Consider the following 24,642-nt stretch of genomic DNA (forward strand, 5'->3'; position numbering starts at 1 on the left):
GGACCGCGGTCCGGTCCGGCCGGGGTCAGCAGCAGTCCGGCTCCAGTCCCGTCGGCAGTTCGTCGCCGCGGAAGACCTGCACCGTCGCGTCGTCCCCGCCGAGCGCGGCCACCGCCAGCAGCACCGCGGCCGCCGTCCAGGCCGTCCGCTCCTCGGGCCAGACCGCCTCGTCGTCGAAGACGTACCCCGTCCAGTACATGCCGTCCTCGGCGCGCAGGTGCTGCATCCAGCGCAGGATGTCCAGCGCGTGGTCCGACTCGCCCGTCGCCCACAGCGCCAGGGCCAGCTCCGCGCTCTCGCCGCCGGTCACCCACGGGTTGGGGACCACGCAGCGCACGCCCAGACCGGGCACGACGAAGCGGTCCCAGCCCTCCTCGAGGCGCTCCTTTGCCGCGGCCCCGCGCAGCGCCCCGCCGAGCACCGGGTAGTACCAGTCCATCGAGTAGCGGCTCTTGTCCAGGAACCGCTCCGGGTGGCGGCGGACGGCGTGCCCGAGCCATCCGGCGGCCAGCTCCCAGTCCGGCTGCGGCTCCTCCCGCCGTTCGGCCAGCGCCAGCGCGCACCGCAGGGCCTGGTAGACCGAGGAGGAACCGGTCAGCAGCGCCTCGGCGGTGGCGGTGCCGTCCGCGTCGCGCTTCCAGCCGATCTGGCCGCCCGGCTGCTGGAGGCGCAGCACGAACTCCACGGCGGCCACCACCATGGGCCACATCCGGTCGACGAAGGCGTCGTCGCCGGTGGACAGGTAGTGGTGCCACACGCCGACGGCCGGGTACGCGCAGAAGTTGGTCTCCCGCGTGCGGTCGGTGGGGCGGGCCGCGTCCCCGTCGGCGTAGGCCGCGTACCAGGAGCCGTCCGGCAGTTGGTGGGCGGCCAGCCAGTCGTAGGCGGCCGCCGCGCGCTCGTGCTCCCCGGCGGCGTCCAGCGCCATCGCGGCCTCGACATGGTCCCACGGGTCGAGATGGTGGCCGCGGAACCACGGCAGGGCACCGTCCTCGCGCTGTCCGGCCAGGATGCCCTCGACGGTCGACCGGGCCTGCGCGGCGGTCAGCACGCCGGGCAGCACCAGCCGCTCGGTCCGCTCCGGGCTGGTCACTTGGCCGCCGCGGCGGACTCGTCCGACACCTGCCGGCCGGCGGTCGCGCCCGTCGCCTCGCCGGTTCCCGGGAGGGGGGAGAGCGGGGGCAGATGAGGTTTGGTGGCGTAGGCGACGAAGCTCTTGCCGATCAGCGGGTCGAGGGCGCGCTCGGCGACCCGGGTGGCCAGCGGGCGCTTCATGATGTCCCACACGAGCAGTTTGTGGTAGGCGCGCACCGGAAGGGCCGCCCGGTCCCCGTCGCGGTCGACGCCGAACGCGCACTTGAGCCACCAGTACGGCGCGTGCAGTCCGTGCGCGTGGTGGGTGCCGTAGGGGCGCAGTCCGGCCTCCCGCAACCGGGCCAGGAGTTCGGTGGCGCGGTAGATGCGGATGTGGCCGCCCTCGACCTCGTGGTAGGCGTCGCTCAGCGCCCAGCACACCTTCTCGGGACCGTAGCGCGGCACGGTGACCGCGAGTCGGCCACCGGGCCTGAGCACCCGCACCATCTCGGCCAGGACGCCCTTGTCGTCCGGGATGTGCTCCATGACCTCGGAGATGATGACGACGTCGAAGCTGTCGTCGGGGAAGGGCAGCGCGAGCGCGTCGCCCTCCATCGCGGTCGCCGTCGCCCCCTCGGGGGCCTCACCCGCCTCGGCCATCGCGGCGAACCAGGTGGCGACCTCGCGGATCTCCTCCGCGTTGCGGTCGAGGGCGACCACGCGGGCGCCGCGCCGGTAGCACTCGAAGGCGTGCCGCCCCGCCCCGCAGCCCAGGTCGAGCACGCGATCGCCGGGGGCGAGCGGGAATCGGGAGAAGTCCACGGTCAGCACGGGGGATCAGCCTTCCACATCAGTGTCTGGGGGCGGGGAGCAGGGGTGTGGCGAGCAGGGTGCGGGCGGGGTCCGGGTACGGCCGTCCGCTCACCGGCTCTGGGCGAGTGCGGCGGGCGCCTCCGCGGGGCGTCGCGCCGCGGGTGGCCGGGTCCGGCGGGACGGCTCCCCCATGGCCGCGCGGTAGCACTCCACGGTGCGCAGCGCCGCCTTCTGCCAGGTGAACTTCTCCAGCACACGCTCCCGTCCGGCCGCTCCGAGCCGGGCCCGCAGCTCCGGGTCGCCCAGCAGCCGCACCAGGCCGTCCGCCAGCGCCCCGGCGTCTCCGGGCGGCACCGCCAGACAGGTCTCGCCGTCCCGCCCGGCCACCTCCGGGATCGCTCCGCCGGTGGTGGCCAGCAGCGGGGTGCCGGTCGCCATGGCCTCGGCCGCGGGCAGCGAGAAGCCCTCGTAGAGCGAGGGCACACAGGCGACCTGCGCCGAGCGGACGAGTCCGGCCAGCTCCGCGTCGCTGATGCCCTTCACGAACTCGACGGCCCCGGCCAGCCCGTGGGCCGCGATCGCCTCGGCGACCGGCCCCTCCTCGGGACGCTTGCCGACGACGACCAGATGGGCCTCCGGGCACTGGATGCGCGCCTTGGCCAGCGCCTCGATCAGGAACACCAGGCCCTTGAGCGGGACGTCGGCGCTGGAGGTGGTGACGATCCGGCCCGGCACCTCGGGCACCGCGGGATCGGGGGCGAACAGGCTGGTGTCGGCGCCGATGGGGACCACGTCGATGCGCTCGCGCGCCACTCCGAGATCGTCGGCGATCTCCTGCCGGGAGGAGCCGGAGACGGTGACCACCGAGGGCAGTCTGCGGGCGACACGGCGCTGCATGCGGGTGAAGCCGTACCAGCGGCGCACCGAGGCGTTCTGCCGCCAGCCCGTGGCCGCGTCCAGCTCCAGGCGGCGGTCGACGGTGATCGGATGGTGGATGGTGGTCACCAGCGGTGCGCCCAGCGCGCGGGGGCCGCCGAGCAGGCCGTAGCCGAGCGTCTGGTTGTCGTGGACGACGTCGAACTCGCCGTGCCGCGCGGCCAGGTGGCGGCGGGCGCGGAGCGAGAAGGTGAGCGGCTCGGGGAAGCCCCCGGTCCACATCGTGGCGACCTCCAGCAGGTCCACCCAGTCGCGGTACTCGCCCCGGCGGGGGGTACGGAAGGGGTCGGGCTGGCGGTACAGGTCGAGGCTGGGCAGCTCGGTGAGGGTCAGCCGGCCGGGTGCGGCCGCGGGCCGCTCGGCGGGGGCCGGCCGGCCGCGCACGGCGCCGGGCGGCGGTTCGGGCCGGCCGGGGTCGTCGAGCACCGGGTAGGGCTGCGCTCCGATGACCTCGACGCTGTGGCCGAGGCGGGCGAGTTCCCGGGACAGATGGCGTACGTAGACGCCCTGGCCGCCGCAGAAGGGGTTGCCCTTGTACGTCAGCAGCGCGATGCGCAGCGGGCGGTCGGTCACGGCCTCTGCGCTCACTCGCGGCCCCCTTCGTCGCTGCGTTCCGCCGGAGCGTAGCCGCTCGCGCTAACCTAGAACAAGTTTCAGGATTCACTTTCGGGAGGGCCCGGATCCCGTGCGCGTACGCCGCGGACCCGTGCCCGGACTCAAGAATTTACCGGCCAGTCACTTCGGGCGAGCCGCCGCGGCAGGTGATTCGCGCCACCTCGGCGGCGCCTGCAAGAATGCACGGCTCCCCACAGGGCTTCAGAACGCCACGGAAACGGGACCAACAACGCGATGCCGACACCGCCGCAGCCCAGACCCAAGCCCCGGAGCGGGGCCGGTGCCCTGCCGGACCCGTCCCCCGCCGCGCCGCTGACCGAGCGCCAGGAGGCGCGGCGCCGCCGCATCCTGCACGCGAGCGCGCAGCTCGCCCGCCGCGGCGGGTTCGACGCGGTGCAGATGCGGGAGGTCGCGGAGTCCTCGAACGTGGCGCTCGGCACCCTCTACCGCTACTTCCCCTCCAAGGTGCATCTGCTGGTCGCCACCATGCAGGACCAGTTGCAGCAGATGCACGCGACCCTGCACAAGCACCCACCGGAGGACACCGGAGCCGCGGCCCGGGTGGCCGCGACCCTGATGCGCGCCTTCCGCGCCCTCCAGCGCGAGCCCCAACTGGCGGACGCCATGGTGCGGGCCCTCAACTTCGCGGACCGCTCGGTCAGTCCGGAGGTGGACACGGTCTCGCGGCTGACCACGGCGATCATCCTGGACGCGATGGGCCTGCAGGACCAGCCCACCCCCGAGCAGCTCTCCGCGGTGCGAGTGATCGAACACACCTGGCACTCGGCGCTCATCACCTGGCTCTCGGGCCGGGCCTCGATCGCCCAGGTGAAGATCGACATCGAGACGGTCTGCCAACTGATCGAGGTGACCGCTCCCCGGGACTGACCGGCCCCGCGGCCCCCGGGACCGGCCCGGCCCGGCCCGCGCCGCCGCCGTTCGTCAGCGGGGCGGCGGGACCCCGGCGGACCCGCGGACCGACCCGGAACGCACCGGCGTGAAGCGGACGGCCGTACCGGGTGCGGCCTGCGCCGCGGCGCTGAGCGCCGCCGCCGGGACGACGCCGATCACCGGATAGCCGCCGGTCGTGGGATGGTCGGCGAGGAAGAGCACGGGCCGCCCCTCCGGCGGCACCTGGATCGCGCCCAGCGGCATGCCCTCGCTGGCCAACTCCCCCTCCCTGCGGCGGGCGAGGGCCGGCCCCTCGGTCCGCAGGCCGATCCGGTTGCTGGCCGCCGACACCCGGTAGGTGCCGGTGACCAGCGTGCGCAGCCCCTCGGCGGTGAACCAGTCGTCCCGCGGCCCGTAGCCGACGGGCAGCACCAGTTCGGGCCCGGGCACGCGCCAGGGAGCCACGTCCGGAACGGCGCGGCCTCCGGCCGGGGAAGGGGCCCCCAGCGGAAGCACCGCCCCGTCGCTCAGCGGGGCCGGTCCGAGCCCGGAGAGCAGATCGGTGGCACGGCTGCCGAGCACCCGGTCGGCCTCGACGCCTCCGGCGAAGCCCAGGTAGGAGCGCACTCCGTGGGTGGCGGCACCCGCCTCCAGGACCGCACCGGCCCGGAGGCGCACCGGCTGCCCCCAGGGCGCCGGCCGCCCGTCGACCGTCACCGGGCAGGGCGCCCCGGTGACCACGGCCGTGGTCGGGGCCAGCACCCGCACCGCACAGCCGGTGAGGGTGGTCTCCAGCGTCGCGGCGCTCTCCGGATTGCCGACCAGCAGGTTGGCGAGCCGGTGCGCGGTCAGGTCGAGCGCCCCCGAGCGGGGCACCCCCAGGTGCGCGTACCCGGGGCGGCCCAGGTCCTGGACGGTGGTGAGGGCTCCGGCCCGTACGGTCTCCACTCCGCCGTCAGCGGTCACGGCCGCTCCCCTCGGTCCGGGGGCCGTCCGCGTCCGACGGCCGGCTCCCCTCGGCCGGGAGCCGGTTCCCGCGGTCCGAGGGCCCGCGCCCGTCCCGCGTTCCGTCGCCGCCCGGCGGGCTGTCTCCGTCCGCTGGTCCGTCGCCGCCCCGTGGCCCGTCGCCGTCCGGTGGCCCGTCACCGTCCAGAGGGACGAAGCGGACGCGGGTTCCGGGGGCCAGCAGCGCCGCCGGGGTGCGGGCGGTGTCCCACAGCACGGTCTCGGGAGCGGTTCCGATCAACTGCCAGCCCCCGGGCGAGGAACGCGGATAGACACCGGTGTAGGCACCGGCGAGTCCCACGGCACCGACCGGCACCCTGGTGCGCGGCGTGGCGCGGCGTGGCACGTGGTACGGCTCGGGCAGCCCGGTCAGATAGCCGAAGCCCGGCGCGAACCCGCAGAACGCGACGCGGAACTCGGTGGCCGCGTGCCGCCGGGCCACCTCCTCCGGCGCGACGCCCCACAGCGCAGCGACGTCGGCGAGGTCGGGGCCGTCGTAGCGGACGGGTATCTCGACCACCGTCTCGCTCCCTGCGGTGAGCGGCGGCACCTGCCAGCCGGGGAGTTCCGCGGCCAGCCGCCGGGCCTGCGCGCTGCTGCCGAACTCGTCGAGCAGCACCGTCCTGGCCCCGGGCACGATCTCGCCCACCGGCGGCAGGCTGCCGTCGGCCCGGCGGCGCAGCAGTTCGGCGTGGAGGGCCTCCGTCTGCTCGGCGGTGGCGAGCTCCACCAGCAGTCCGCTGCTGCCCACCGGGCGGATCACCGGCGGGGTGGGCACGGCGGCCCGGTCCGCGACGGCGGCCGGGCCGGGGGCGGCAGGCGGGCCGGGGGCGGCGGTCGGGTCGGCCGGGGCGGTCATGCGAAGGCCCGGACCTGGACGCCCGCGGTGGCCAGTTCCGCCCGGATGCGCTCGGCGAGCCGGGCGGCCGCGGGAGTGTCGCCGTGCACGCAGAGCGAGCGGGCCGCGGTGCCGAGGACGGTGCCGTCGGCCGCGGTGATCTCCCCGTCCCGGGCCAGCCGCACCGAGCGCTTGACCACCTGCTCGGGGTCGTGCAGCACCGCGTCCGGCTCGGAGCGCGGTACCAGGGTGCCGTCGGCCCGGTAGGCGCGGTCGGCGAACGCCTCCTCGACGGTGGGCAGTCCGGCCCGCTCCGCGGCGGCCAGCAGCCGGGAGCCGGGCAGCCCCAGCACGGGCAGCGGCCCGCCCGCACCCGTCGCGGCGCCGGACATCCGGATCCCCGCGACGACGGCGGCCGCCTGCTCCGCGTCGTGCACGGCCCGGTTGTAGAGGGCGCCGTGCGGCTTGACGTAGGCGACGGCGGAGCCGGCCGCGCGGGCGAACACCTCCAGGGCGCCGATCTGGTAGGCGACCTCGGCGGTCAGTTCGGCGGCGGGCACATCCATCGCCCGGCGTCCGAAGCCGGCCAGGTCGCGGTAGGAGACCTGGGCGCCGATGCGGACGCCGCGCTCGGCGGCCAGCTCGCAGACGCGGCGCATGGTGACGGGGTCGCCGGCGTGGAAGCCGCAGGCGACATTGGCACTGGTGACCGAGGCGAGCAGGGCCTCGTCGTCGGTGAGCTGCCAGCGGCCGAAGCCCTCACCGAGGTCGGCGTTAAGGTCGATCTTCCGGTCCATCGGCAGCAACGTAAGCGATTGTTGAACAATCCGGCAAGAGGTCCGCGGTCTCGCACTCCGCGACACCCCTGTCACCCGCCGCATCCGGGACCGGCCGGCGCCCGCCCACCCGAGGGAGACCACGATGACCGCCGACCCCTCCGCCGCCCTGTCGGCGCTCGCCGCCGACCGGGGACTGCTCGGCCGCACGAGCACGGCCGAGCGCGTGGCGGCCATCCTGCGGGAACGGATCGCCCAGGGGTCCTTCCCGCCCGGCATCCGGCTCTCCGAGGAGCGGATCTGCACCGCGCTGGGCGTCTCGCGCAACACACTGCGGGAGGCGTTCCGGCTGCTGACCCACGAGCGGCTGCTCGTGCACCGGCTCAACCGGGGCACCTTCGTGCGGGTGCTGAGCGACACCGACATCGAGGACATCTACCGGGTGCGCCACCTGATCGAGTGCGCTGCCGTACGGGGGCTGGGTGCGCCGCCGTACGACGTGTCGGAGGTGCGGGCGGCCGTCTCGGCGGGCGAGCGGGCCGCGGCGGAGGGGCGGTGGCAGGAGTGCTCCACCGCGAACATCCGCTTCCACCAGGCGCTGGCCGGACTGGCCGGGAGCGCCCGCACCGACGAGATGATGCGCGGCGTACTGGCGGAGCTGCGCCTCGCCTTCCACATCATGGGCGACCTGCGCCGCTTCCACGACCCGTACCTGACCCGCAACCAGGAGATCGTGCGCGCCCTGGAGGCGGGTGACGCGGCGGGCGCCGAGCACCTGCTGGACACCTATCTGGCGGACTCGCTGCGGCAACTGCTGGACGCCTACCCCCAGGAGGCGACGGACGCCGACACCTGACGTCCGACCCGCGTACGACGCACCGGGCCCGCGGGTGACACGCGGGCCCGGACGTGCCGCTCCAGCCGCAGCACGGTGCGCGGGCAGCGGCGCTTTCCGGCCACGCTGTCCGCACACCGGCGGGTCCGGCCGCGGAGCAACCGGAGGATCACATTCCAGATAAGTGATGTGCCTCACTCTTGTCGGATCGTTCAACAATCCCCTAGCCTCCCGAGGAATTCGCTCACGGAAGGCGGACGAGATGATCGTTCTCCTCGGCGTCCTCGTAGTGGTCCTCGGCTTCGCGACGCGCCGTAACCCCCTGCTCGTCGTCGGCGTGGCGGGGATCGTCACCGGACTGCTGGGCAAGCTCTCCCCTGTCGAGATCCTTCGGACCTTCGGCGAGAGCTTCGCGTCCAGCCGCTCGGTGACGATCTTCGCCATCACGCTGCCCGTCATCGGCCTGCTGGAGCGCAACGGCCTCCAGCAGCAGGCCCGCACGCTCATCGGCAAACTCGGCACCAACCTCACGACAGGGCGCTTCCTGACCCTGTACCTGCTCCTGCGGCAGCTCACCGCCGCCGTCGGCCTGCAGACCATCGCAGGGCCCGCGCAGAGCGTCCGCCCCATGATCGCGCCGATGGCGGAAGCCGCCACGGAGCGCCGCAACGGCGGGCGGCCGCTGCCCGACAAGGTCCGCGAGAAAGTCCGCTCGCACTCCGCGGGCACCGACACCGTGGGCCTGTTCTTCGGCGAGGACTGCTTCCTGGCCATCGGCTCCATCCTGCTGATCACCGGCTTGGTCAACAGCACCTACGACACGCATCTGGAACCGCTGCACCTCGCGCTGTGGGCGATACCCAGCGCCGCGTGCGCCTTCCTCATCCACGGCGGACGGCTGCTGCGGCTGGACCGCGCGCTGGAGCGTGAACTGGTCACCGCGAACGCACAACTGGCCGTCGAGCGGGAGAACGCGCAGGACGGCCGCAGCGAGGAAGACGGGGCTGCCAAGTGATCAAGTCCGAGTGGTTCTTCTGGCTCGTCGGAGCCGTCTTCCTCGCCATGGCGGCGCAGATGGTCTTCGACCGCACCAACCCCAAGCGCCACGGCACCGCGGCCTTCTGGGGCCTGCTGGGCCTCTGCTTCTTCTACAGCACCTGGGTCAACGAGAAGTCCCTGCCCGCCGAGCCGCTGGGCGTGGCCGTCCTCGTGCTCATCTGCCTGGGCGGGTTCAACCTCACCGGCAAGGGCAAGCCCGACACCACCGACGAGGGCGAACGCGCCCGGCTGGCCGCCCGCTTCGGCAACAAGCTGTTCATCCCGGCGCTGACCATTCCGCTGGTCGCCATGGTCTGCGCCGTCCTCGCCGACAAGTGGCGGATCGGCGGCACCCCGCTGCTGGAAGAGGGCAGCGAGACCATTCTGGGTCTCGGCCTGGGCGCCGTCCTGGCACTCGGCGTGGGCATGTGGGTGCTGCGCGAACGCCGCCCGAGCGTGCCGCTGCACGCCGGCCGCGGGCTGCTGGAGTCGATGGGCTGGGCCCTGCTGCTGCCGCAGTTGCTCGCCGTGCTGGGCGCGATCTTCCAGGCCGCGGGCGTCGGCGGCCAAGTCGGCAAGATCACCGAGTCGGTGCTGCCTGACGGGCAGAAACTGGCCGCCGTCGCGCTGTACTGCGTGGGCATGGCCGTCTTCACCATGATCATGGGCAACGCCTTCGCGGCCTTCCCCGTCATGACCGCCGCCGTCGGCTGGCCGGTGCTGATCGAGCAGATGGACGGCAATCCGGCCGCCGTGCTCGCCGTCGGCATGCTCGCCGGGTTCTGCGGCACGCTGTGCACCCCGATGGCGGCCAACTTCAACCTCGTCCCGGCCGCGCTCCTCGAGCTCAAGGACCAGTACGGACCGATCAAGGCCCAGGTGCCGACCGCCGGGGCGATGCTGGCCTGCAACATCCTGATCATCTATCTCTTCGCGTTCTAGGCGCCGGGGGCCCGCGGCCCCCGCGCCCGAGCGCCGGGCGGAGCTGAGCACATGTCATCCACCTCTTCCACCAGGGTCCTGGTCACCGGATTCGCGCCGTTCGACGGCGCGGAGGTCAACCCCTCCTGGCAGGCGGCCCGACTGCTGGCCGCCGAACCGCCGGACGGGCTCGACGTCACGGCCACCGAACTGAGCTGCGTCTTCGGCACCGCGCTGGAGGAACTGCGCACCGCGGTGGACGCGGCGGGACCCGACCTCGGACTGGTGCTCTGCCTCGGCCAGGCCGGCGGGCGCACCGACCTCACCGTCGAACGCGTCGCCGTGAACGTGGACGACGCGCGCATCCCCGACAACGCCGGCCGGCAGCCCGTGGACGAACCAGTCGTGCCCGGCGGCCCCGCCGGATACTTCAGCACCCTGCCGATCAAGGCGTGCGTGGCCGCGGCGCGGGCCGCCGGGATTCCCGCATCGGTCTCCCAGACCGCCGGGACCTTCGTCTGCAACCACGTCTTCTACGGCCTCGCCCACCTGCTCGCGACCGAACGCCCCGACGTACGGGGCGGCTTCGTGCACCTGCCGTTCTCCCCGCAGCAGGTGGCGGGCCGCCACCCGGCCCCGCCCTCGCTCTCCGTGGCCGACGCCGTGACCGGGCTGGCCGCGCTGCTCCAGGCGGCCGCCCGCACCACCACCGACCTGCGCGAACCGGGAGGGGCCACACATTGAGCACGGCACCGGACGCGGCGGCGGACCCGGCCCTGCCCGACCACGCGGCGGCGTTCGCCGAGGTGGCCCTGGCCAACATCACCCGCGAGTACCCGAACGCGCCCGCACACCTGTACGCCGGGCCCGAGGAACTCGTCCCGCCCCGGCTGCTCCACCCCGCCTTCTACGGCGCCTACGACTGGCACTCCTCGGTCCATATGCACTGGCTGCTGCTGCGCCTGCTGCGGACACCGTGGCGGAGCGGCGACCAGGGGCGGCGCACGGCAGTGGTGCGCGCGCTGGACGCGCACCTCACCCCCGACGCGCTCGCGGTGGAGACGGCCTACCTGCGCGCTCACCCGTCCTTCGAGCGGCCCTACGGCTGGGCCTGGCTGCTGGCCCTCACGAGTGAGAGCGCCGCGGACAATCCGGAGCACCCGGCCGCAGAAGGAGCAACGCCCCCGGACGAGAGCGGTGCTCCGGCGGCGCGGCGGCGCTGGCGGGCGGCACTGGCCCCCGCCGCGGAGACCGTCGCCGACCTGGTCCTGGAGTGGCTGCCGAAGGCGACCCGGCCGGTACGGCACGGCACCCACGCCAACAGCGCGTTCGCACTGGGCCTCCTGCTCGACAGCGCCGCACGCGCCGGACAGCCGCAGCTCCTGGCGCCCGTCGAGGCGAAGATCCGCGCGTGGTACCTCCCCGACCACGGGGCGGCCACCCGGTGGGAGCCGTCCGGGCAGGACTTCCTCTCCCCGCTGCTCTGCGAGGCGGACGCGGTGCGACGAGTGCTGCCGCAGGACGAGTTCGCCGCGTGGCTGGAGCGCTTCCTTCCCGAACTCGACCACGTCACCGGGCCGGAGTTGCTGCCCCCGCCGCACGTCCCGGACGCCGCCGACCCGCAGCTCGGGCACCTGCTCGGGCTCTGCCTCAGCCGGGCCGCCGCACTGCGCGGCATCGCCGCCGCCCTTCCGTCCGGCGACCCGCGGACGGCCACACTCACCACGGCGGCCGAGGCCAACCTGGCCGCGGGCCTCCCGGCGGCCGTGTCCGGCGACTTCACCACGGACCACTGGCTCGCCACGTTCGCCGCGCTCGCCCTGGGCAGCGGGATCGCCGACTGACAACCGGGGCCCGCGAAGTCCATGGCCTTGACGAACTCCGGCCGTACCGTGACGCGGGGCTGATCTTCTCAGTTCTGCGAGCACGAAGCGTGAAACCCTTCACCAAGGGTGATCACGCGGCCGGGTCGTCCCCGACATGGAGCTCGTTCACCCACCCCTGGGCCGCCGCGAGGTTGTCAGCAGTGCCGACAACCTCGTACGCGAACCCGCTCCACCCCTCCAGGACGCGCGGCTCGTCGGGCCGCAGGGTCCGGCGCCGCCGTGCACGGGTCGATGGCGCCGGTAGGCGTCCATCGGCGGCCGACGCCGTTTCTCGTACGGCGCGAGCGGGTCGTCGGCGCGTTTCTCGTACGGCGCGAGCGGGTCGTCGGCGCTCACCTGCGGCACGGCGCGGGACGGCTGGTTCGGTGGTCCGGGTCGGCGGCTGCCAGGCCCGAGACCTCAGCACCGGATGGCCTACCGCTGCCGCGTAAGGATGTACCGCTCACCCGAATCCGGCTCGCCGATCCAGGTGAAGACCGTCGGGTGTTCCTCCGTACCGCCGATGTTCCAGCCGGAGGACAGGCTCTCGCAGTCCGCGATGCTGAGCTCGAACGGCCGATCGACACCGTCGTTCTCGGTCAGCTGCCAATTCCCGGTGCAGTCGGAGGCACCGGACTGCTCACCCGTGGCTTCGTACTCGTTGACGCCCTTCGCCGTCACCGTGCCGTCCGCCTCGAAGCGGAGGCTTCCGCCGTCGCCGTCCGTCCAGGTGCCGACCATGTCGGCTGCAGTGAGCCGGGGCGGTTCGTAGATCTTGAGGATCCCCGAGCCGTACGCCGCGGCCCCGACCGCAAGCGTCACCGCGAGCAGCCCCAGACCGCCCAGCGCCACGCCCCCGAGCACCCGCCATCGGGCCCCGGGCTTTCCGGGGTTCCCCGCCGCCCGGGCGCACAGGGTCGCGGGCGCCAGCCCGACGATGAGGCTGAGGGCAAGGACGGGATAGACGAGCAGGTCGCCGGGGCCGCCGAAGTCGGCCAGGAGCATGCAGGAGCCGATGAGCAGCGCCAGGGCGGTGGCAACGACCGCCACAGTGACCAGGGTGAGCTGCCGGCTGTCGCGCCGCCCCGTACGGCGGGCCACCGCACGCCCGAGGAGGACCAGGGGAAGCACCGCCGTCGCCGAACCGGCCAGCCCTGCGATCACCGAAATGACTGCCACCAGCACGAGCGCGAATACGGTGCCGAACAGCCATCCCAGGCCGCCTTCGCCTCCGTGGTACTCGGACTGCAAGCTGTACAGGACGGCGACCAGCGTGGCGATCACGGTCTCAGCCCCGATTGCCACAGCCCCGACGGTGAACACCGCAGCGTTCCCGCCGTCCGGAGGCCGCGCGGGCATGAACCCCTGCGGCGGCACACTCGGATTCCCAGGAGCCCCCGGCGGTGTCAGCCCCCATTTCGGCGGCGCGGTCTGCGTCATGCGTCCCCCCTATGTCCAGGAACATCATGCACCTAGGCACACCGGCGTGATCAAAGGGGGGGTAAAGCGCTCGCTTCCCGCGATCGAGCAGCGACTCCGGCAGGAGGTCCGGACGAACCACGAAAGGTGCCCCGCCACCAGCGACTTCCGTCACAGGGACGAGGCACCTTTCGTCGGTGCTTCGCGGGAGGCAGAGACCCACCTCGAACACCTCGCGATCACCCGGAAGACCCTCACTGGCCTCGCCGAGCGGCTCCCGGCCGTTCCGCCGGCCCTGCCCGAGCACCCGGACTGCCCCCGCATCCTCGGTGTCCTCAACGATGCGACCGGACCGCTACGGGCCCGGGACGTCTGCGAAGCCCTCGATCACGAACTGCTGCCGAAGACCATCGAGGGCACCCGCGCCAAGCGGAAACGCCTGGTCAAGCTCGGCATCCTCACCGAGATCGACATGGGCAGCTTCGCCAGGAGGCAAGAGCCGACCGAAGCCCCGCGACCGGCGATCCTGCCCCAACCTCACTGGGAAACGGACATAGCATCATGAACCACCCTCTGAGAACTCTTCCGACAGCAGGTTCGCCGACAACGCAAGACCCCACCCACACGCCGCACATGAGGCGACACGTGGGCGGGGCTCGGCTCACTTCCCAGCGACTGAGGCGTCGGTGCTCATCCAGTCCGAACGAAGGGCCGGGATGAGGCGAGGCAGACGCCCATGGCACCTCGACTCGTGCGGCAGCGACCACACATGCCAGCACGGCAGGCAGCGCACTGCTCCGGCATGCTCAGGGTCGCCCATCGCGCCACCGCCGCACTGCGGACCCTGCCGCATGACAACTCCCTACGCGGCTACGTCGAACTCGCCCAGTTCGGCACCGCCCAGTTCGCCCGGCGCAAGTCCTGTCGCCTCAGCGGGAGACAGGTGCGGTGTGCAGCCGCCGCACTCCCGCGTGCTTCTCCTCGCAGTGGAGGTGCAGGACGTCGTGGAGGACGGCCTCCAACTCCGGCTCCTCCTGGTGCTGGGCGCGGGTGATCTGGGAGCGGTACTGGTCGCAGTAGACGCACGGCAGGTAGTCGCGGTCTGCGGTTTCGGGGCCGATGTTGGTCGGGGTCATGGCGTGTCGTGCGGTTCGGCGATCTCGACAGGGAGCGCCGCCCGGCGGTCGGGGCAGGCGGCGAGGAGGACCAGGGCGGCCTCCATCTGCCGGCCGCAGTCCTCGGGCAGGCTGTCCAGCGGCACCACGAACGTGGCGAGATCGCTGTGGAGTCGGGCGGCTTGTTGCAGGTCGGCTGCGTAGCGGGTCCCGAGGCTGGCCGGCCAGGTCAGCTTCTGGTGCCGGGCGTGCCAGGCGACGCGCCGCAGGCAGTCGGCCCGCGGACCGGGGCCCGTCAGGTTCCATGAGGCGTGGAGGAAGGGCGAGCCGAGGCTGCGGCGGCCGTGCCGGTGCAGGTGCTCGCGCAACTGACGGCGCAGGGACTGGACGGGGCTGTCGGGGTTGTCAGGCACGCCGGGCCTCCTGCGCAGCGCGTGCGGCCTCAAGCTGCTCCTGGCGTGTCTCCATCGCGGCGATGGCTTTCACCGCGGCGGCTGAGGTGGTCCGCTGTCGGGCCAGCGGCCGGGCGCACGGCAGGCACGCATACGCGCCGCCTCCAGCCCCAGACCCCTGCTCGTGGACGACGATGAGCGCGACGTCGTCGGCCGGGCCGTCGTGCCACGCGCAGTATCCGGCGGTCATTTGGCCTTCTCCGTCTCTGCTGGTGGGCAGGCGCAGGTGCCCTGCGCGGTGATCCAGTCGGGCTGATCGTCGTCGCTTGATGCGGATTCGGTGCCGATCACGACGGACGGCAGTACGCCGCAGCGTCGGCACGCCACCCGCTCGGCGTCGATGACCGCGCGCACGGCGGTGACGGCAGGGTCATGCGGCACGGCGACCACGTTCCGGGTGGCAGCGCGGGCACCGGCACGGAGGCCATGCGGATGAGACCGGCGGCTGCTTGGGACGGACGGTGCGCTCTGAGGTCCAGGTGCGGCCGCCGTCGCGGGAGACGCGGATCTTCAGGGCGCTCATGCGCTGCAGCTCCCTGGGAGTCGGCGGCCGAGCTCGCGCAACCAGCGGAGCCTGCGCTCCAGCGCGGCGTCGTACTCGGCACGCTCCTCGACCGTGGCCGGACGCACGTCGCCGAGACGGGCGCGCCACTCGTAGCCGGTCGCGGTCACCAGGACGTACCGCAGCGGAGGGCCAACAGAGACGAGTTGAACCCGGCCCACCCACGCCGGCTCCGACGGCACGGTCTGCCGCGTGGCCTCATCCACCACGTAGTCACCGCGCCCATGCTGGGCGGCGCCCGCGGTCATCGCACGCCGACCAGGAACTGGTGCTTGCTGCATACGACAACTGGCCAACTTCGAGGCCGACCACCGTAGGTCACCTGCATCGTTCCTGCGGGCGACAGGCCATCGTGCACGACCCCGCACACTATGCACGCCTCGCCGTGGAGACGGGCGATACTGATCGCCGGTTGGGTAGCGCCCTTCAGTAACCTGTTCTGGAGCATCCCGCAGCCCATCTGCGTGCCGGTTTCGGACACTCAGATGGTGCAGTGGAAGAGCTGCCACAACTGCTACATGGTGTGGCAGCTCCGCTCACTCGGTCATACCGCGCGACACCAATCCGCGTAGTTGGAAAGATCCTCACGGTCGGCACGCTTCAACCGGCGCAGTGTGGCGATGTCCTCGCGCACCCACCTGTGGTCCCGAGCGTGCTGCGGGGCGATCCTCCGAGCGACCTTCAGCGACTCGAACGCATCGTCCACCAGTCCAGCCCACAACTGAGCACGGCCTACCTCGATGTAGAAGCCCGAGCGGCGTTCGGCCGGCAGACCGCGAGGGGGAGCCCACTCGTGCGCGAGGTCCAGAGCCCGTTGAAGGTGTCGGCCACCGAGACTCACGGCCAGGGAGACCTCGTGGGCGCGAACCGATGACGGGCCGAACGCAGTCCCGTAGTAGACCCCTTCCGGTACCGCATCGGCGCAGCAGCGAGCCTCGCCGATATGCATCATTGCGGTGTCCTCGCGCCCTGCTCGGCCCGCGATGACCGCAGCCCGCATGTGCAAGGTCCCCCGGGCGGCGACCTCTGGGGCGCCGGATGTGCGAGGAGCAGTGTCCAGGGCTGTTTCCAGTGCGCGCAACCCCGGTTCGTGTGCCTGGGCCGCGAAGAACGTCTCAGTACGCACGTAGGCGACAACCGCATCAAGCAGCGGATCCTCTGCTGCTGGCGCGGCCCACCGCATCAACTCCACCAGCCGCGCCGACAGGTCGCGGTAACTGAACTTGTAGGTCACCGCGTCCGCTGTGCGGTACGCCGCTACCAGCAGCCGGGCAACCTCCAGCCGATCCGCCCCGCGGGCTGCGTCCAACGCCCGCGCGAGCTCCTCCAGCAGACCTGGCCCCTTGCGGGCGATGCGCAGATACTGGGCCCCGATCCGCCAGTCGACTGCCTCTGAGACTGCCGCACGCAGCTCGTCGAGGGAACGTACTGGTCCGTCTTCCGGGAGATCATACGCTGCAATCGCCCGGGACAGCTCGGGGATCTCGTCGTGCACTCGCGAGTCAGTGTGCCCGCGGTGGCCCAGCAGACGCGCCGGATCCACGCTCAAGGCCGTGGCCAGCGCTTCGATCACGTCGTCTCCGGGCAGTCGCGCACCTCGCTCGATCGCGCGCACCATGCTGTAGGAGACGCCCGCTGCATCGGCCAGTTCCTTCTGCGTCAAGCGGGCGAGTCGGCGGGCAGCAGTGACACGTTCCCCGATTCCCTGGCGCGGATCAACGGGCATACCGGTACTCCGTTCTGTGCAGCCACACGGAACGGTAGCGCGTGGTGCCCCTTCAGGCTGAGCCTTTGATGGGGCACCACGCCTAAGAAGTCAGGGCCTCGGGCAAGTCGAGAATGCTGCTGACGCAGAAGTCCGGTGCCGGGTTATCCGTGTCCGCCCACAGGTGACCCCAGGGGCCACGGCGTAGCAGGCAGGTGCGCAGTCCAGCGCTCGCAGCCGGCGCCACATCGTTCGCCGGGTGGTCGCCCACGTACAAGGTGGCGGCTGGGTCACTGCCCACGGTGGCCAGGACGCGGGCGAAGAAGCGGACATCGGGCTTGGCGCACCCCCACTCTCCGGAGGTGGAGACCGTCTCGGCTGGCAGGTCGAGGTCCCGCAGAAGGCGACCCGCGCGAGCGGTCTGGTTCCCGGCGATGTGTACCTGGTAGCCAGCGGCGCGGAGAGCTGTCAGGCCGGGGCGTACATCGTCGTACAGATCCGAGTCATCCAGCACCTCACCGAAGCCTGCGGTGTCCATACGTGCGCGCTCGGCAGCCACGTCTATGCCGGGGCGCAGTAGCTGGATGGCGTCAGCGTTGTCTCGTCCTTGAGCGACTACGGCGCCGACGAGAGCGGAGAGAGTGTGTCGCGGGACGTCGAGCCAGTCGGCCCAGCGCCCCCAGTAGCGGTCGTCGCGGGTGAGGGTCTCGCCGACGTCGAAGACGATGCTGGTAATCATCAGCGTCAGGCTACGGGTGTCCTGCTCTGTAGCGGTGGGGTCCGCCGGGTCTGCGAGATGCGGACCGGGCGCTGCGGGCGCACGGTGGTGTCATGGCACCGATCACCGTGCATCCGCCCGACGCCGAGGGTGGTCGGGCGGGTGGTGGTCCGCGGGATGTCCTCGACCTGCTGGAGGGAGTCGGCCTGGAGGCCAGTCGGCCCGCTAAGTTCCTCGCCCATGAACACATCTCAGCACGTCAAGCTGCGCCTTGGGTTCTTCGAAGGCTTCGAGGTCGTCACCGGCCTCCTCCGCGACAGCGGCGCCCACCGCATCGAATCTCGCTGCTTCGTCCTCGACCGTGACATGGACCCAGGCCAGACCACTGCACTCGTACAGCTCCTGGAATACAGCCACCGGCATGTCAGCCACCCCGTTCGGGTCGAAGCCCCAACGGTGAACGGGGCGGCCTACTCGGCACAGAGTGCGGAGCTGTAACGGTGGTGGGGAACCATCGCTGACTGGCGATGACCTACCGAGACGATGTCGCCCACCGGTACGTCCGGGTCCCAGCGCGGGGCCTGCAGGCTGTAGCAGACCCGGCCGGGCCCCGCTCGCTCTGCGGCCCGCGGGTGCCGTCCTTTCCGTCCGCGGCGAGGGGGGAGAGACAGCGGTGCCGCCTGCGCCGAGCACACTGCTCGGCCCGCCGTACCGGCCGTGCCGTCACCGCCGTCCACATACTTCTGACCTGCAGCTATTCAGGATGAAAGGTTCGGTGTGCTGGACCTACTCCGGCCCGGCGCAAATTCAGCCCCGAACTACTGCGCACTCCAGTCATTGCCTGCTCCACCGACGATCGAAGGTGTGGTGACGGCCTCGGATCGTCCGGCGGCAGAATGGACGATGACGCGAAAGCGCATGGCAGAGGCGCCCGCACACGCGGGAACACCCGTACGCGGGGACGGTGGCGCCCCGCCGGCCGGTCAGTCCTCCGGCGGGAAGACCGGTTCGCCCGTCCCGGCCAGGGTGAGGGAGATCGCCTCGACCGGGCAGCCCTCGGCGGCGGCCAGCACCTCCTCGGCCGGTTCCCGGTCGGGGACGACGGGGCGGGAGCGGCGGGCCGCGTCCAGCCGGAACGCCTCCGGTGCGCTGCTCACGCACATTCCCGACCCGACGCACAGGTCCCGGTCCACCTCGACATGCCAGCGATCGGTCATCGGCCCTCCCCTCCTCGGGTGTTCGCGCGGGCTGCGGCGGGGCGCCGCGCGGGTTTCGCAGGTGTGCACGGACTCCGCGGGGTCGGCGTTCCGGCCGGAGGCCGGACTCTGCGGGTTCCGCGGGTTCCGCGGGTTCCTCGGACTCTGCGGGCTCCGCGGGTGCGCTCGGGGTCATCCCTCCGCGGGCAGGTGGATCATCTTCTGCTCCAGGTACTCGGCGTACCCCTCGGGGCCGAACTCGCGTCCGATGCCGGAGTTCTTGTAGCCGCCGAACGGGCCGAGCATGTCGAGGCTGAAGGTGTTCACGGAGTAGGTGCCGGTACGCACCCGGCGTGCGATGTCGATCCCGTGCTCCGTGTCGGCGGTCCACACGCTGCCGGAGAGGCCGTAGTCGGAGTCGTCGGCGATGCGGACCGCTTCGGCCTCGTCCTCGTAGGGCAGCAGGCAGACCACGGGGCCGAAGATCTCCTCGCGGGCGATCCGCATCGCGTTGTCGACGTCGCCGAAGAGCGTGGGTTCGACGTACCAGCCGGTGGGCATGGCCGCGGGACACCCGCCGCCCGCCAGGACGGTGGCCCCCTCCCGGCGGCCGAGGGCGATGTAGTCGAGGGAGCGGCGGCGCTGGCGTTCGGCGACCAGCGGGCCGACCTCGGTCGCCGGGTCCAGCGGATCGCCCACGGTCAGCGCCTCGGCGGCGGCCGTGAAGCGCTCGGCGATCTCGTCGTAGCGGCTGCGGGGTGCGAGGACGCGGGTCTGGGCCACGCACGCCTGGCCGTTGATCATCCAGGCGAACGGGGTGATGCCCGCGACCGCCGCGTCCAGGTCCGCGTCGGGCAGGATGACGGCGGCCGACTTGCCGCCCAACTCCAGTGTGACTCGCGTCAGATGGCGGGAGGCGACTTCCATGACCCGCTTTCCGGCGGCCACCGAGCCGGTGAAGGACACCTTGTCCACGCCCGGGTGCCCCACGAGGTACTCGCTCACCTCGCGGTCCGCGGGGAGGATCGACAGCACGCCCGGGGGCAGCCCGGCCTCGTCCACGATCCGGGCGAGCAGATAGGCGTCCAGCGGCGTCTCCGGCGAGACCTTCAGCACCGCCGAGCAGCCGGCCAGCAGCGCGGGCGCCAGCTTCGCGGCGGCGGTGAACTGGGGCACGTTCCACGGGACCACGGCCGCCACCACCCCCACCGGCTCCCGGCGGACGAGCAGCGGCCCCAGCGCCCCGGCCCGCCGCTCCTCGTGCGGGAAGTCGGCCGCGATCTTCAGCGCGGAGTCCCACACCATCATCGCGGCCAGCGCCTGCACCAGCAGCCCCGAGGTGCGGGGGCTGCCGTTCTGGGCGCTGACGAGGTCGGCGATCTCCTCGCTGCGGGCGGCGAACGCGTCCCGGATCCGGGCGACGGTCTCGATCCGCTCGGCCAGCGGCAGCCCGGCCCACACCCCGGAGTCGAAGGACTCGCGCGCGGCCCGTACCGCGCGGTCCACGTCCTCGCGTGCAGCGGCCGGCACGCGGCCGATGGGCCGCTCGGTGTGCGGGGAGACCACCTCGATCGTCTCCGCGCCCGCCGGGTCGGTGAAGGCGCCGCCGATGTAGAGCTGCCGGTGCTCGGTGTACGCGAGGCCGGCACTCCCACCGGAGTCGGCAGTCCCACCGGGGCCGGCGCTTCCATCGGAGCCGGCATTCCCGCCGGAGCCGCCGGGGTTGTCGGGGCCGTGGGGGCCGTGGGGGCCGTGGGGGCCTTCGGGGTTGTCCGTCATGACCGTGCCCTCCCTCCTCCGGCCACCCTCCGGTGGCCGCGGCGCGCGTTCCGGGCACCCGACGTCCGCATGTGACGCCCGACACCTTGCTGACAGCGCATCAGAACTAGTACCAGTTCTAGTTCCAGGGAACAATGCCTCTGCCGGCCCGCCAACCGTCCCGCTCGCGCACACCATCGGGGGAGCTGCCGTCCATGACGAACGAGCCGCAGGTCACGAAGCACGGGGGCGGGATCTGGAGCATCCCGGTGCCCATTCCGGACAACCCCCTGGGCCACACTCTCGTCCACGTGATCGAGACGGACGCCGGTCCCGTGCTGATTGACACCGGCTGGGACGACCCGGCCTCCTGGCAGGCGCTGCGCGACGGCCTCGCCGCGTGCGGCACCTCGGTCAACGCGCTGCACGGAGTGCTCGTCACCCACCACCACCCCGACCACCACGGCCTGTCCGCACGGGTGCGGGAGGAGTCGGGCGCCTGGATCGCCCTGCACGAGGCGGACGCCGCCGTCGTCCGGCGGACCCGCGACGTGGACCCGAGCCGGTGGCTGGGCTACCTCGTCGAGAAGCTCGCGGCTGCCGGTGCCCCCGACACCCATACGGCGCCGCTGCGCGCGGCCCTCGCGGAGGGCCGGGGCGGGCGGCCGCCCGGGAGACGGGCCGCGCTGCCCGACCGGGGGATCGAGCCGAACGCGCTGGTCGCTCTGCCGGGCCGGCGGCTGCGCGCGGTCTGGACCCCGGGGCACACGCCAGGACATGTGTGCCTGCACCTGGAGGAGCGGCATCCGGGGCGGGCGGGACCGGGCGGGCGGCTCTTCTCCGGGGACCATCTGCTGCCGACCATCAGCCCGCACATCGGCCTCTACGAGGAACCGGACGACGACGGGAGCAGCGACCCGCTCGGCGACTACCTCGACTCCCTGGAGCGGATAGCCGACCTGCGGCCCGCCGAGGTGCTGCCCGCGCACCAGTACGCCTTCTCGGACGCGCGGGCCCGCGTCGACGCGCTCACCGCACACCACGCGGAGCGCCTCTCGGATCTGCGAGCACTGCTCACGCAGCGGGATCTCACCCCCTGGCAACTCGCCGAGTCCATGCGCTGGAACCGCCCCTGGGAGCAGATTCCGTTCGGATCCCGCACCATCGCCGTCGCCGAGGCCGAGGCCCATCTGCGCCGGCTGGTCAAGCTCGGCCACGCGGAAGCCGTATCCGGGAGCCATCCCGTGGCCTACCGGGCGACCGGCTGACCCGGCGGCCCCGTCACCGGCCGGCCCGGCAACCCCCGTCACCGGGACCGCACGGCCGGGCCGCGGTCCGCCGCCGTACGCCCGCGGACCGGACCGCCCACCACTTGCCGCACGCCCGCGGACCGGACCGCCCACCATGGCCGCAAGCCTGCGTACCGGGCCGACCCGACAGCCGCGCGAGCCACCCGGCTACAGTGGCCGACAGCCAGACAACGCCTCCGCCCGGGGGAAGCCGGTGCGAATCCGGCGCTGACCCGCAACCGTGAGCGGTCCGCCACACCGTCGCGTACGTCGGACACAGATCGCGTCCCGCGATCCGTCCCGCGTCCGCCGCGCGGCACGGCCGACCGCGAGCCGGAGCGCCCGTGCGGAGGCGGGCTCCTGTGGCCGCCCAGGCCACCGGCCCGTCGAGGTATACGGAGCCGAGCCCGGTGCACCGCGGTGCGGGCCGCGCAGTCGCGCGCCCGCCCGGCGGGGCGGCCGTGCCCGGCTGCGGTCCGCTCCCGTCATCGAAAGGCATCCGCAATGTCACCGCGCCGCCGCCGCGCCACGGTCCTCGCCGCCGCCACCGTGCTGAGCGCGGCCGCCGCACCCGTGGCATCCGCCGCCGCACCCGCCGCGACAGCCACGTCCGTCGCGGCGTCCCCGGCCCGGACCACGGCGTCCGAGCTCCCGGACGGTCTCTACGGAACGGCCGACCCCAAGTACGACGGAGTGTGGCGGCAGTCGATGGCGCTGCTCGCACTGGACGGCGCGGAGGCCGTCCCCGCACGGAAGGCCGTGGACTGGCTCACCGGCCAGCAGTGCGCCGACGGCTCGTTCACCGCGTATCGCGCCGAACCCGGCAAGAAGTGCGACCCGGACGAAACCCCGGCGGACGTCAACGCGACCGCGCTGGCCGTCCAGGCGCTCGCCGCCGTGGGTGGCCGGAGCGACGCGGTGCGCGAGGGGCTGGAGTGGCTGGACTCGATCCAGAACAAGGACGGCGGCTGGGGCTTCGGGCCGCACGCCGACTCGGACGCCAACTCCACCTCGCTGGTCATCGGCGCGCTGCAGGCCGCGGGCCGGAACCCCGCGAAGACCACGGCCGAGGGCGGCGGCTCGCCCTACGACGCACTGCTGTCCTTCCAGCTCACCTGCGGCTCGAAGGGGATCGAGGACGCCCCGGGCGCCCAGGGCGCGTTCGCCTACCAGCCGGACAAGAAGGGCAGGCTCGCGCCGAACAACGACGCCACAGCGGCCGCCGTCCTGGCCGCGCTGGGCGAGGGCGCGCTGCCCGAACCACCGGCCGAGGACGCCGAGAACACCCCGGTCACGCCGCTGAAGTGCGCTTCGGGCGCGGACCAGGAGAGCGGGAAGGGCGTCCCGGGCGGCCGCAAGGCAGCCGCGGGCGCGGGAGCCGCCCACCTGGCCGCGACGCTGAAGAAGAACGGCGGTCACTTCACCTCGGTGGCGCCGGGCTCCTCCGACGAGCAGCCCGACTACGCGAACACCGCGGACGCCGTTGTCGCGCTGGCCGCGGGCGGGCACCGGGACGCAGCCGCCTCCTCGCTGTCCTGGCTGGCCGACAACCTCGGCAAGTGGGACAAGGCGCGAAACGATCCGGCCGCCATCAGTTCCCTGATGCTGGCCTCCCGCGCCACGGGCGGCGACCCCGCCGAACTCGGCGGCACCGACCTCCTCTCCCGCCTCAACCACACCGGCCCGAAGCCCGCCAAGATGCCCGAGGACGACGCCTCCGAGAAGAAGGACTCCGGCGCCACCATCCCCATCTGGGCCTTCGTCCTGATCGGCCTCGCCGTCGGTGCCGGATTCGGCATCCTGCTGAGCGGCCGCCGCAAGAGGCAGCAGCCGTGAGGGCCCGGATCCCCGCCGGCGCCGTGAAAGCCCGGATTCCCGCCGGGAGCTGCGGACTCGGCACGGGCGACCGGGCGGCGACGCGGAACCGGGCTCCGCGGTGGGGTGCGACCGCGGCGGCCGCGCTCGCGGGCCTCGCGGCGCTCGCCGCCCTCGTCGTGCTCCCGGCCCCGGAGGCGCACGCCGCCACCGCGCGGCTGCCCGCCGCCGAGTCGAGCGGCTACCGCTACTGGTCCTTCTGGCAGCGGCAGGAGAACGGTTCCTGGTCGTACGCCACCGAGGGACCGGCCACCCAGCGCCCCGAGGACGGAGACGTCCTGGGCTTCCGCTTCGCGCTGAGCGAGGATTCCGACCAGGCCGACAAGCCGCGCGGCGCCGTCGGTTTCGCCGCCGCCTGCGACGGGACGAAGGCCGGGAAGGAGAGCAAGCGGGTGGCCGTGCGGATCGACTTCGGGACCCGCGCGGACGCACCCGGCGGCGAGTCCGGAGACCCGCCCGCTGCCCGTACCGGCTGCGCCCGCATACCGGAGAGCGGCACCGCGGCCGACGCCCTCGCCAAAGTGGCCTCCCCCCTGCGTTACAACGCGGACGCCCTGCTGTGCGCCATCGACGGCTACCCCGCGAAGGGGTGCGGCGAACAGGCGGAGGGCAGCGGCGGAAGCGGCAAGAACGACGGCGAGGGTGACGGGGGTCAGGGGGACGGCGAGGGGAGCGCGGACACCGGGGGCCGGAGCGCGGACGGCGAGGCCGACGGCGGTCAGGGGGACGGCGCGTCGACCGCGGCGGGGGTGGCGGCGGGTGCGGCGGCCGTGGCGATCCTCGGCGCCGCGGCCCTGTGGCAGGCCCGCCGCCGAAAGCGCTAGCCGATGCCCCGCCCCACGTCCAGAGCACCGCTCTCCCGGGCGGCGGCGTCCCCGCGGCGGACGGCGCGCCCCGGAGCGCGCTCCGTCCTCGGCTTCCGCACCCGTCCCCGTCCGGCACCGGG

Annotated in this window: 27 protein-coding genes; 11 read left to right on the top strand and 16 right to left on the bottom strand. The window is 73.1% G+C overall.

The window, feature by feature from the left end:
* Positions 1-25: 25 nt before the first annotated feature.
* The 3 genes from BMX65_RS03195 to BMX65_RS03205 form a co-directional block, all read right to left on the bottom strand.
* Entirely contained in the window at positions 26-1,093 is a 1,068-nt protein-coding gene (locus BMX65_RS03195) for a glucosidase family protein (protein ID WP_074998522.1), read from the bottom strand.
* The gene (locus tag BMX65_RS03200) at positions 1,090-1,905 is read right to left on the bottom strand and encodes a class I SAM-dependent methyltransferase (protein ID WP_074998523.1); all 816 of its coding nucleotides are present in this window, start codon (positions 1,903-1,905) and stop codon (positions 1,090-1,092) included. The genes BMX65_RS03195 and BMX65_RS03200 overlap by 4 nt, the downstream gene beginning before the upstream one ends.
* A gap of 90 nt (positions 1,906-1,995) precedes the next feature.
* Complete coding sequence (locus tag BMX65_RS03205) at positions 1,996-3,411, bottom strand: glycosyltransferase family 4 protein (RefSeq protein WP_074998524.1); 1,416 nt, start codon at positions 3,409-3,411, stop codon at positions 1,996-1,998.
* A gap of 261 nt (positions 3,412-3,672) precedes the next feature.
* Here BMX65_RS03205 and BMX65_RS03210 point away from each other — a divergent pair, with 261 nt between their 5' ends.
* Positions 3,673-4,326, top strand: a complete 654-nt coding sequence (locus BMX65_RS03210) for a TetR family transcriptional regulator (protein WP_074998525.1) — start codon at positions 3,673-3,675, stop codon at positions 4,324-4,326.
* A 54-nt stretch (positions 4,327-4,380) separates the two neighbouring features.
* On the opposite strand, the gene BMX65_RS03215 is transcribed toward BMX65_RS03210, so the two are convergent.
* From BMX65_RS03215 to BMX65_RS03225, 3 genes are read right to left on the bottom strand one after another with little or no spacing between them, the layout of a single operon-like run.
* Positions 4,381-5,295 carry a 5-oxoprolinase subunit C family protein gene (locus tag BMX65_RS03215; RefSeq protein WP_079171662.1) on the bottom strand — a complete coding sequence of 305 codons (915 nt, stop codon included), beginning with the start codon at positions 5,293-5,295 and terminating at the stop codon, positions 4,381-4,383.
* Positions 5,285-6,193 (bottom strand): 5-oxoprolinase subunit B family protein, encoded by a 909-nt coding sequence (locus BMX65_RS03220; RefSeq protein ID WP_239501810.1) that lies wholly within the window; start codon positions 6,191-6,193, stop codon positions 5,285-5,287. The genes BMX65_RS03215 and BMX65_RS03220 overlap by 11 nt, the downstream gene beginning before the upstream one ends.
* Positions 6,190-6,969, bottom strand: coding sequence for a LamB/YcsF family protein (locus tag BMX65_RS03225; protein ID WP_074998526.1), 780 nt, complete (start codon positions 6,967-6,969; stop codon positions 6,190-6,192). Before BMX65_RS03225 ends, BMX65_RS03220 begins: the two co-directional genes overlap by 4 nt.
* A gap of 124 nt (positions 6,970-7,093) precedes the next feature.
* On the opposite strand from BMX65_RS03225, the gene BMX65_RS03230 reads away from it, so the two are divergent.
* The 5 genes from BMX65_RS03230 (at position 7,094) to BMX65_RS03250 (ending at position 11,586) form a co-directional block, all read left to right on the top strand.
* Positions 7,094-7,804: a GntR family transcriptional regulator gene (locus BMX65_RS03230; RefSeq protein WP_074998527.1), complete on the top strand. Its 711-nt coding sequence runs from the start codon at positions 7,094-7,096 to the stop codon at positions 7,802-7,804.
* A 241-nt stretch (positions 7,805-8,045) separates the two neighbouring features.
* Positions 8,046-8,798, top strand: a complete 753-nt coding sequence (locus BMX65_RS03235; RefSeq protein WP_074998528.1) for a DUF969 domain-containing protein — start codon at positions 8,046-8,048, stop codon at positions 8,796-8,798.
* Positions 8,795-9,763, top strand: a complete 969-nt coding sequence (locus tag BMX65_RS03240) for a DUF979 domain-containing protein (protein WP_074998529.1) — start codon at positions 8,795-8,797, stop codon at positions 9,761-9,763. Before BMX65_RS03235 ends, BMX65_RS03240 begins: the two co-directional genes overlap by 4 nt.
* A gap of 51 nt (positions 9,764-9,814) precedes the next feature.
* A complete protein-coding gene (pcp, locus tag BMX65_RS03245; RefSeq protein WP_074998530.1) occupies positions 9,815-10,486 on the top strand; it encodes a pyroglutamyl-peptidase I in 672 nt (223 codons plus the stop codon).
* Positions 10,483-11,586, top strand: a complete 1,104-nt coding sequence (locus BMX65_RS03250) for a DUF2891 family protein (protein WP_074998531.1) — start codon at positions 10,483-10,485, stop codon at positions 11,584-11,586. The genes pcp and BMX65_RS03250 overlap by 4 nt, the downstream gene beginning before the upstream one ends.
* A 456-nt stretch (positions 11,587-12,042) precedes the next feature.
* Here BMX65_RS03250 and BMX65_RS03260 read toward each other — a convergent pair whose 3' ends face one another.
* Entirely contained in the window at positions 12,043-12,912 is an 870-nt protein-coding gene (locus BMX65_RS03260; RefSeq protein ID WP_143081799.1) for a hypothetical protein, read from the bottom strand.
* A 181-nt stretch (positions 12,913-13,093) separates the two neighbouring features.
* Here BMX65_RS03260 and BMX65_RS33255 point away from each other — a divergent pair, with 181 nt between their 5' ends.
* The gene (locus tag BMX65_RS33255; RefSeq protein WP_239501811.1) at positions 13,094-13,591 is read left to right on the top strand and encodes a hypothetical protein; all 498 of its coding nucleotides are present in this window, start codon (positions 13,094-13,096) and stop codon (positions 13,589-13,591) included.
* Positions 13,592-13,955: 364 nt separating this feature from the next.
* Here BMX65_RS33255 and BMX65_RS03275 read toward each other — a convergent pair whose 3' ends face one another.
* The 7 genes from BMX65_RS03275 to BMX65_RS03305 form a co-directional block, all read right to left on the bottom strand.
* Positions 13,956-14,162 (bottom strand): hypothetical protein, encoded by a 207-nt coding sequence (locus BMX65_RS03275; RefSeq protein WP_074998534.1) that lies wholly within the window; start codon positions 14,160-14,162, stop codon positions 13,956-13,958.
* On the bottom strand, positions 14,159-14,554 hold the full coding sequence (locus BMX65_RS03280; protein ID WP_074998535.1) for a hypothetical protein: 396 nt from the start codon (positions 14,552-14,554) through the stop codon (positions 14,159-14,161). The genes BMX65_RS03275 and BMX65_RS03280 overlap by 4 nt, the downstream gene beginning before the upstream one ends.
* Positions 14,547-14,783, bottom strand: a complete 237-nt coding sequence (locus BMX65_RS03285; RefSeq protein ID WP_074998536.1) for a hypothetical protein — start codon at positions 14,781-14,783, stop codon at positions 14,547-14,549. The genes BMX65_RS03280 and BMX65_RS03285 overlap by 8 nt, the downstream gene beginning before the upstream one ends.
* On the bottom strand, positions 14,780-14,974 hold the full coding sequence (locus BMX65_RS03290; RefSeq protein WP_143081800.1) for a hypothetical protein: 195 nt from the start codon (positions 14,972-14,974) through the stop codon (positions 14,780-14,782). The genes BMX65_RS03285 and BMX65_RS03290 overlap by 4 nt, the downstream gene beginning before the upstream one ends.
* A 138-nt stretch (positions 14,975-15,112) precedes the next feature.
* Positions 15,113-15,436, bottom strand: coding sequence for a hypothetical protein (locus BMX65_RS03295; RefSeq protein ID WP_244905660.1), 324 nt, complete (start codon positions 15,434-15,436; stop codon positions 15,113-15,115).
* A gap of 263 nt (positions 15,437-15,699) precedes the next feature.
* Positions 15,700-16,881 (bottom strand): helix-turn-helix domain-containing protein, encoded by a 1,182-nt coding sequence (locus BMX65_RS03300; RefSeq protein WP_074998539.1) that lies wholly within the window; start codon positions 16,879-16,881, stop codon positions 15,700-15,702.
* A gap of 82 nt (positions 16,882-16,963) precedes the next feature.
* Positions 16,964-17,599 (bottom strand): HAD family hydrolase, encoded by a 636-nt coding sequence (locus BMX65_RS03305; RefSeq protein ID WP_177214176.1) that lies wholly within the window; start codon positions 17,597-17,599, stop codon positions 16,964-16,966.
* Positions 17,600-17,818: 219 nt separating this feature from the next.
* Between BMX65_RS03305 and BMX65_RS03315 the strand changes: the two genes are divergently transcribed.
* Positions 17,819-18,076: a hypothetical protein gene (locus BMX65_RS03315; RefSeq protein WP_074998541.1), complete on the top strand. Its 258-nt coding sequence runs from the start codon at positions 17,819-17,821 to the stop codon at positions 18,074-18,076.
* Between the two features lie 485 nt (positions 18,077-18,561).
* On the opposite strand, the gene BMX65_RS03320 is transcribed toward BMX65_RS03315, so the two are convergent.
* A complete protein-coding gene (locus tag BMX65_RS03320) occupies positions 18,562-18,795 on the bottom strand; it encodes a ferredoxin (protein WP_074998542.1) in 234 nt (77 codons plus the stop codon).
* Positions 18,796-18,966: 171 nt separating this feature from the next.
* Positions 18,967-20,553, bottom strand: a complete 1,587-nt coding sequence (locus BMX65_RS03325) for an aldehyde dehydrogenase (RefSeq protein WP_079171663.1) — start codon at positions 20,551-20,553, stop codon at positions 18,967-18,969.
* A 194-nt stretch (positions 20,554-20,747) separates the two neighbouring features.
* On the opposite strand from BMX65_RS03325, the gene BMX65_RS03330 reads away from it, so the two are divergent.
* The 3 genes from BMX65_RS03330 to BMX65_RS03340 all read left to right on the top strand — a co-directional run bounded on the left by BMX65_RS03330 (position 20,748) and on the right by BMX65_RS03340 (position 24,520).
* On the top strand, positions 20,748-21,800 hold the full coding sequence (locus BMX65_RS03330) for a Strvi_7410 family MBL fold metallo-hydrolase (RefSeq protein WP_074998543.1): 1,053 nt from the start codon (positions 20,748-20,750) through the stop codon (positions 21,798-21,800).
* 525 nt (positions 21,801-22,325) lie between these two features.
* A complete protein-coding gene (locus BMX65_RS03335; protein ID WP_074998544.1) occupies positions 22,326-23,657 on the top strand; it encodes an SCO2321 family membrane protein in 1,332 nt (443 codons plus the stop codon).
* Entirely contained in the window at positions 23,654-24,520 is an 867-nt protein-coding gene (locus BMX65_RS03340; protein WP_239501812.1) for an SCO2322 family protein, read from the top strand. Before BMX65_RS03335 ends, BMX65_RS03340 begins: the two co-directional genes overlap by 4 nt.
* Positions 24,521-24,642: the final 122 nt, after the last annotated feature.

The organism is Streptomyces qinglanensis, assembly GCF_900111245.1.
In the GTDB taxonomy this organism is placed as follows: domain Bacteria; phylum Actinomycetota; class Actinomycetes; order Streptomycetales; family Streptomycetaceae; genus Streptomyces; species Streptomyces qinglanensis.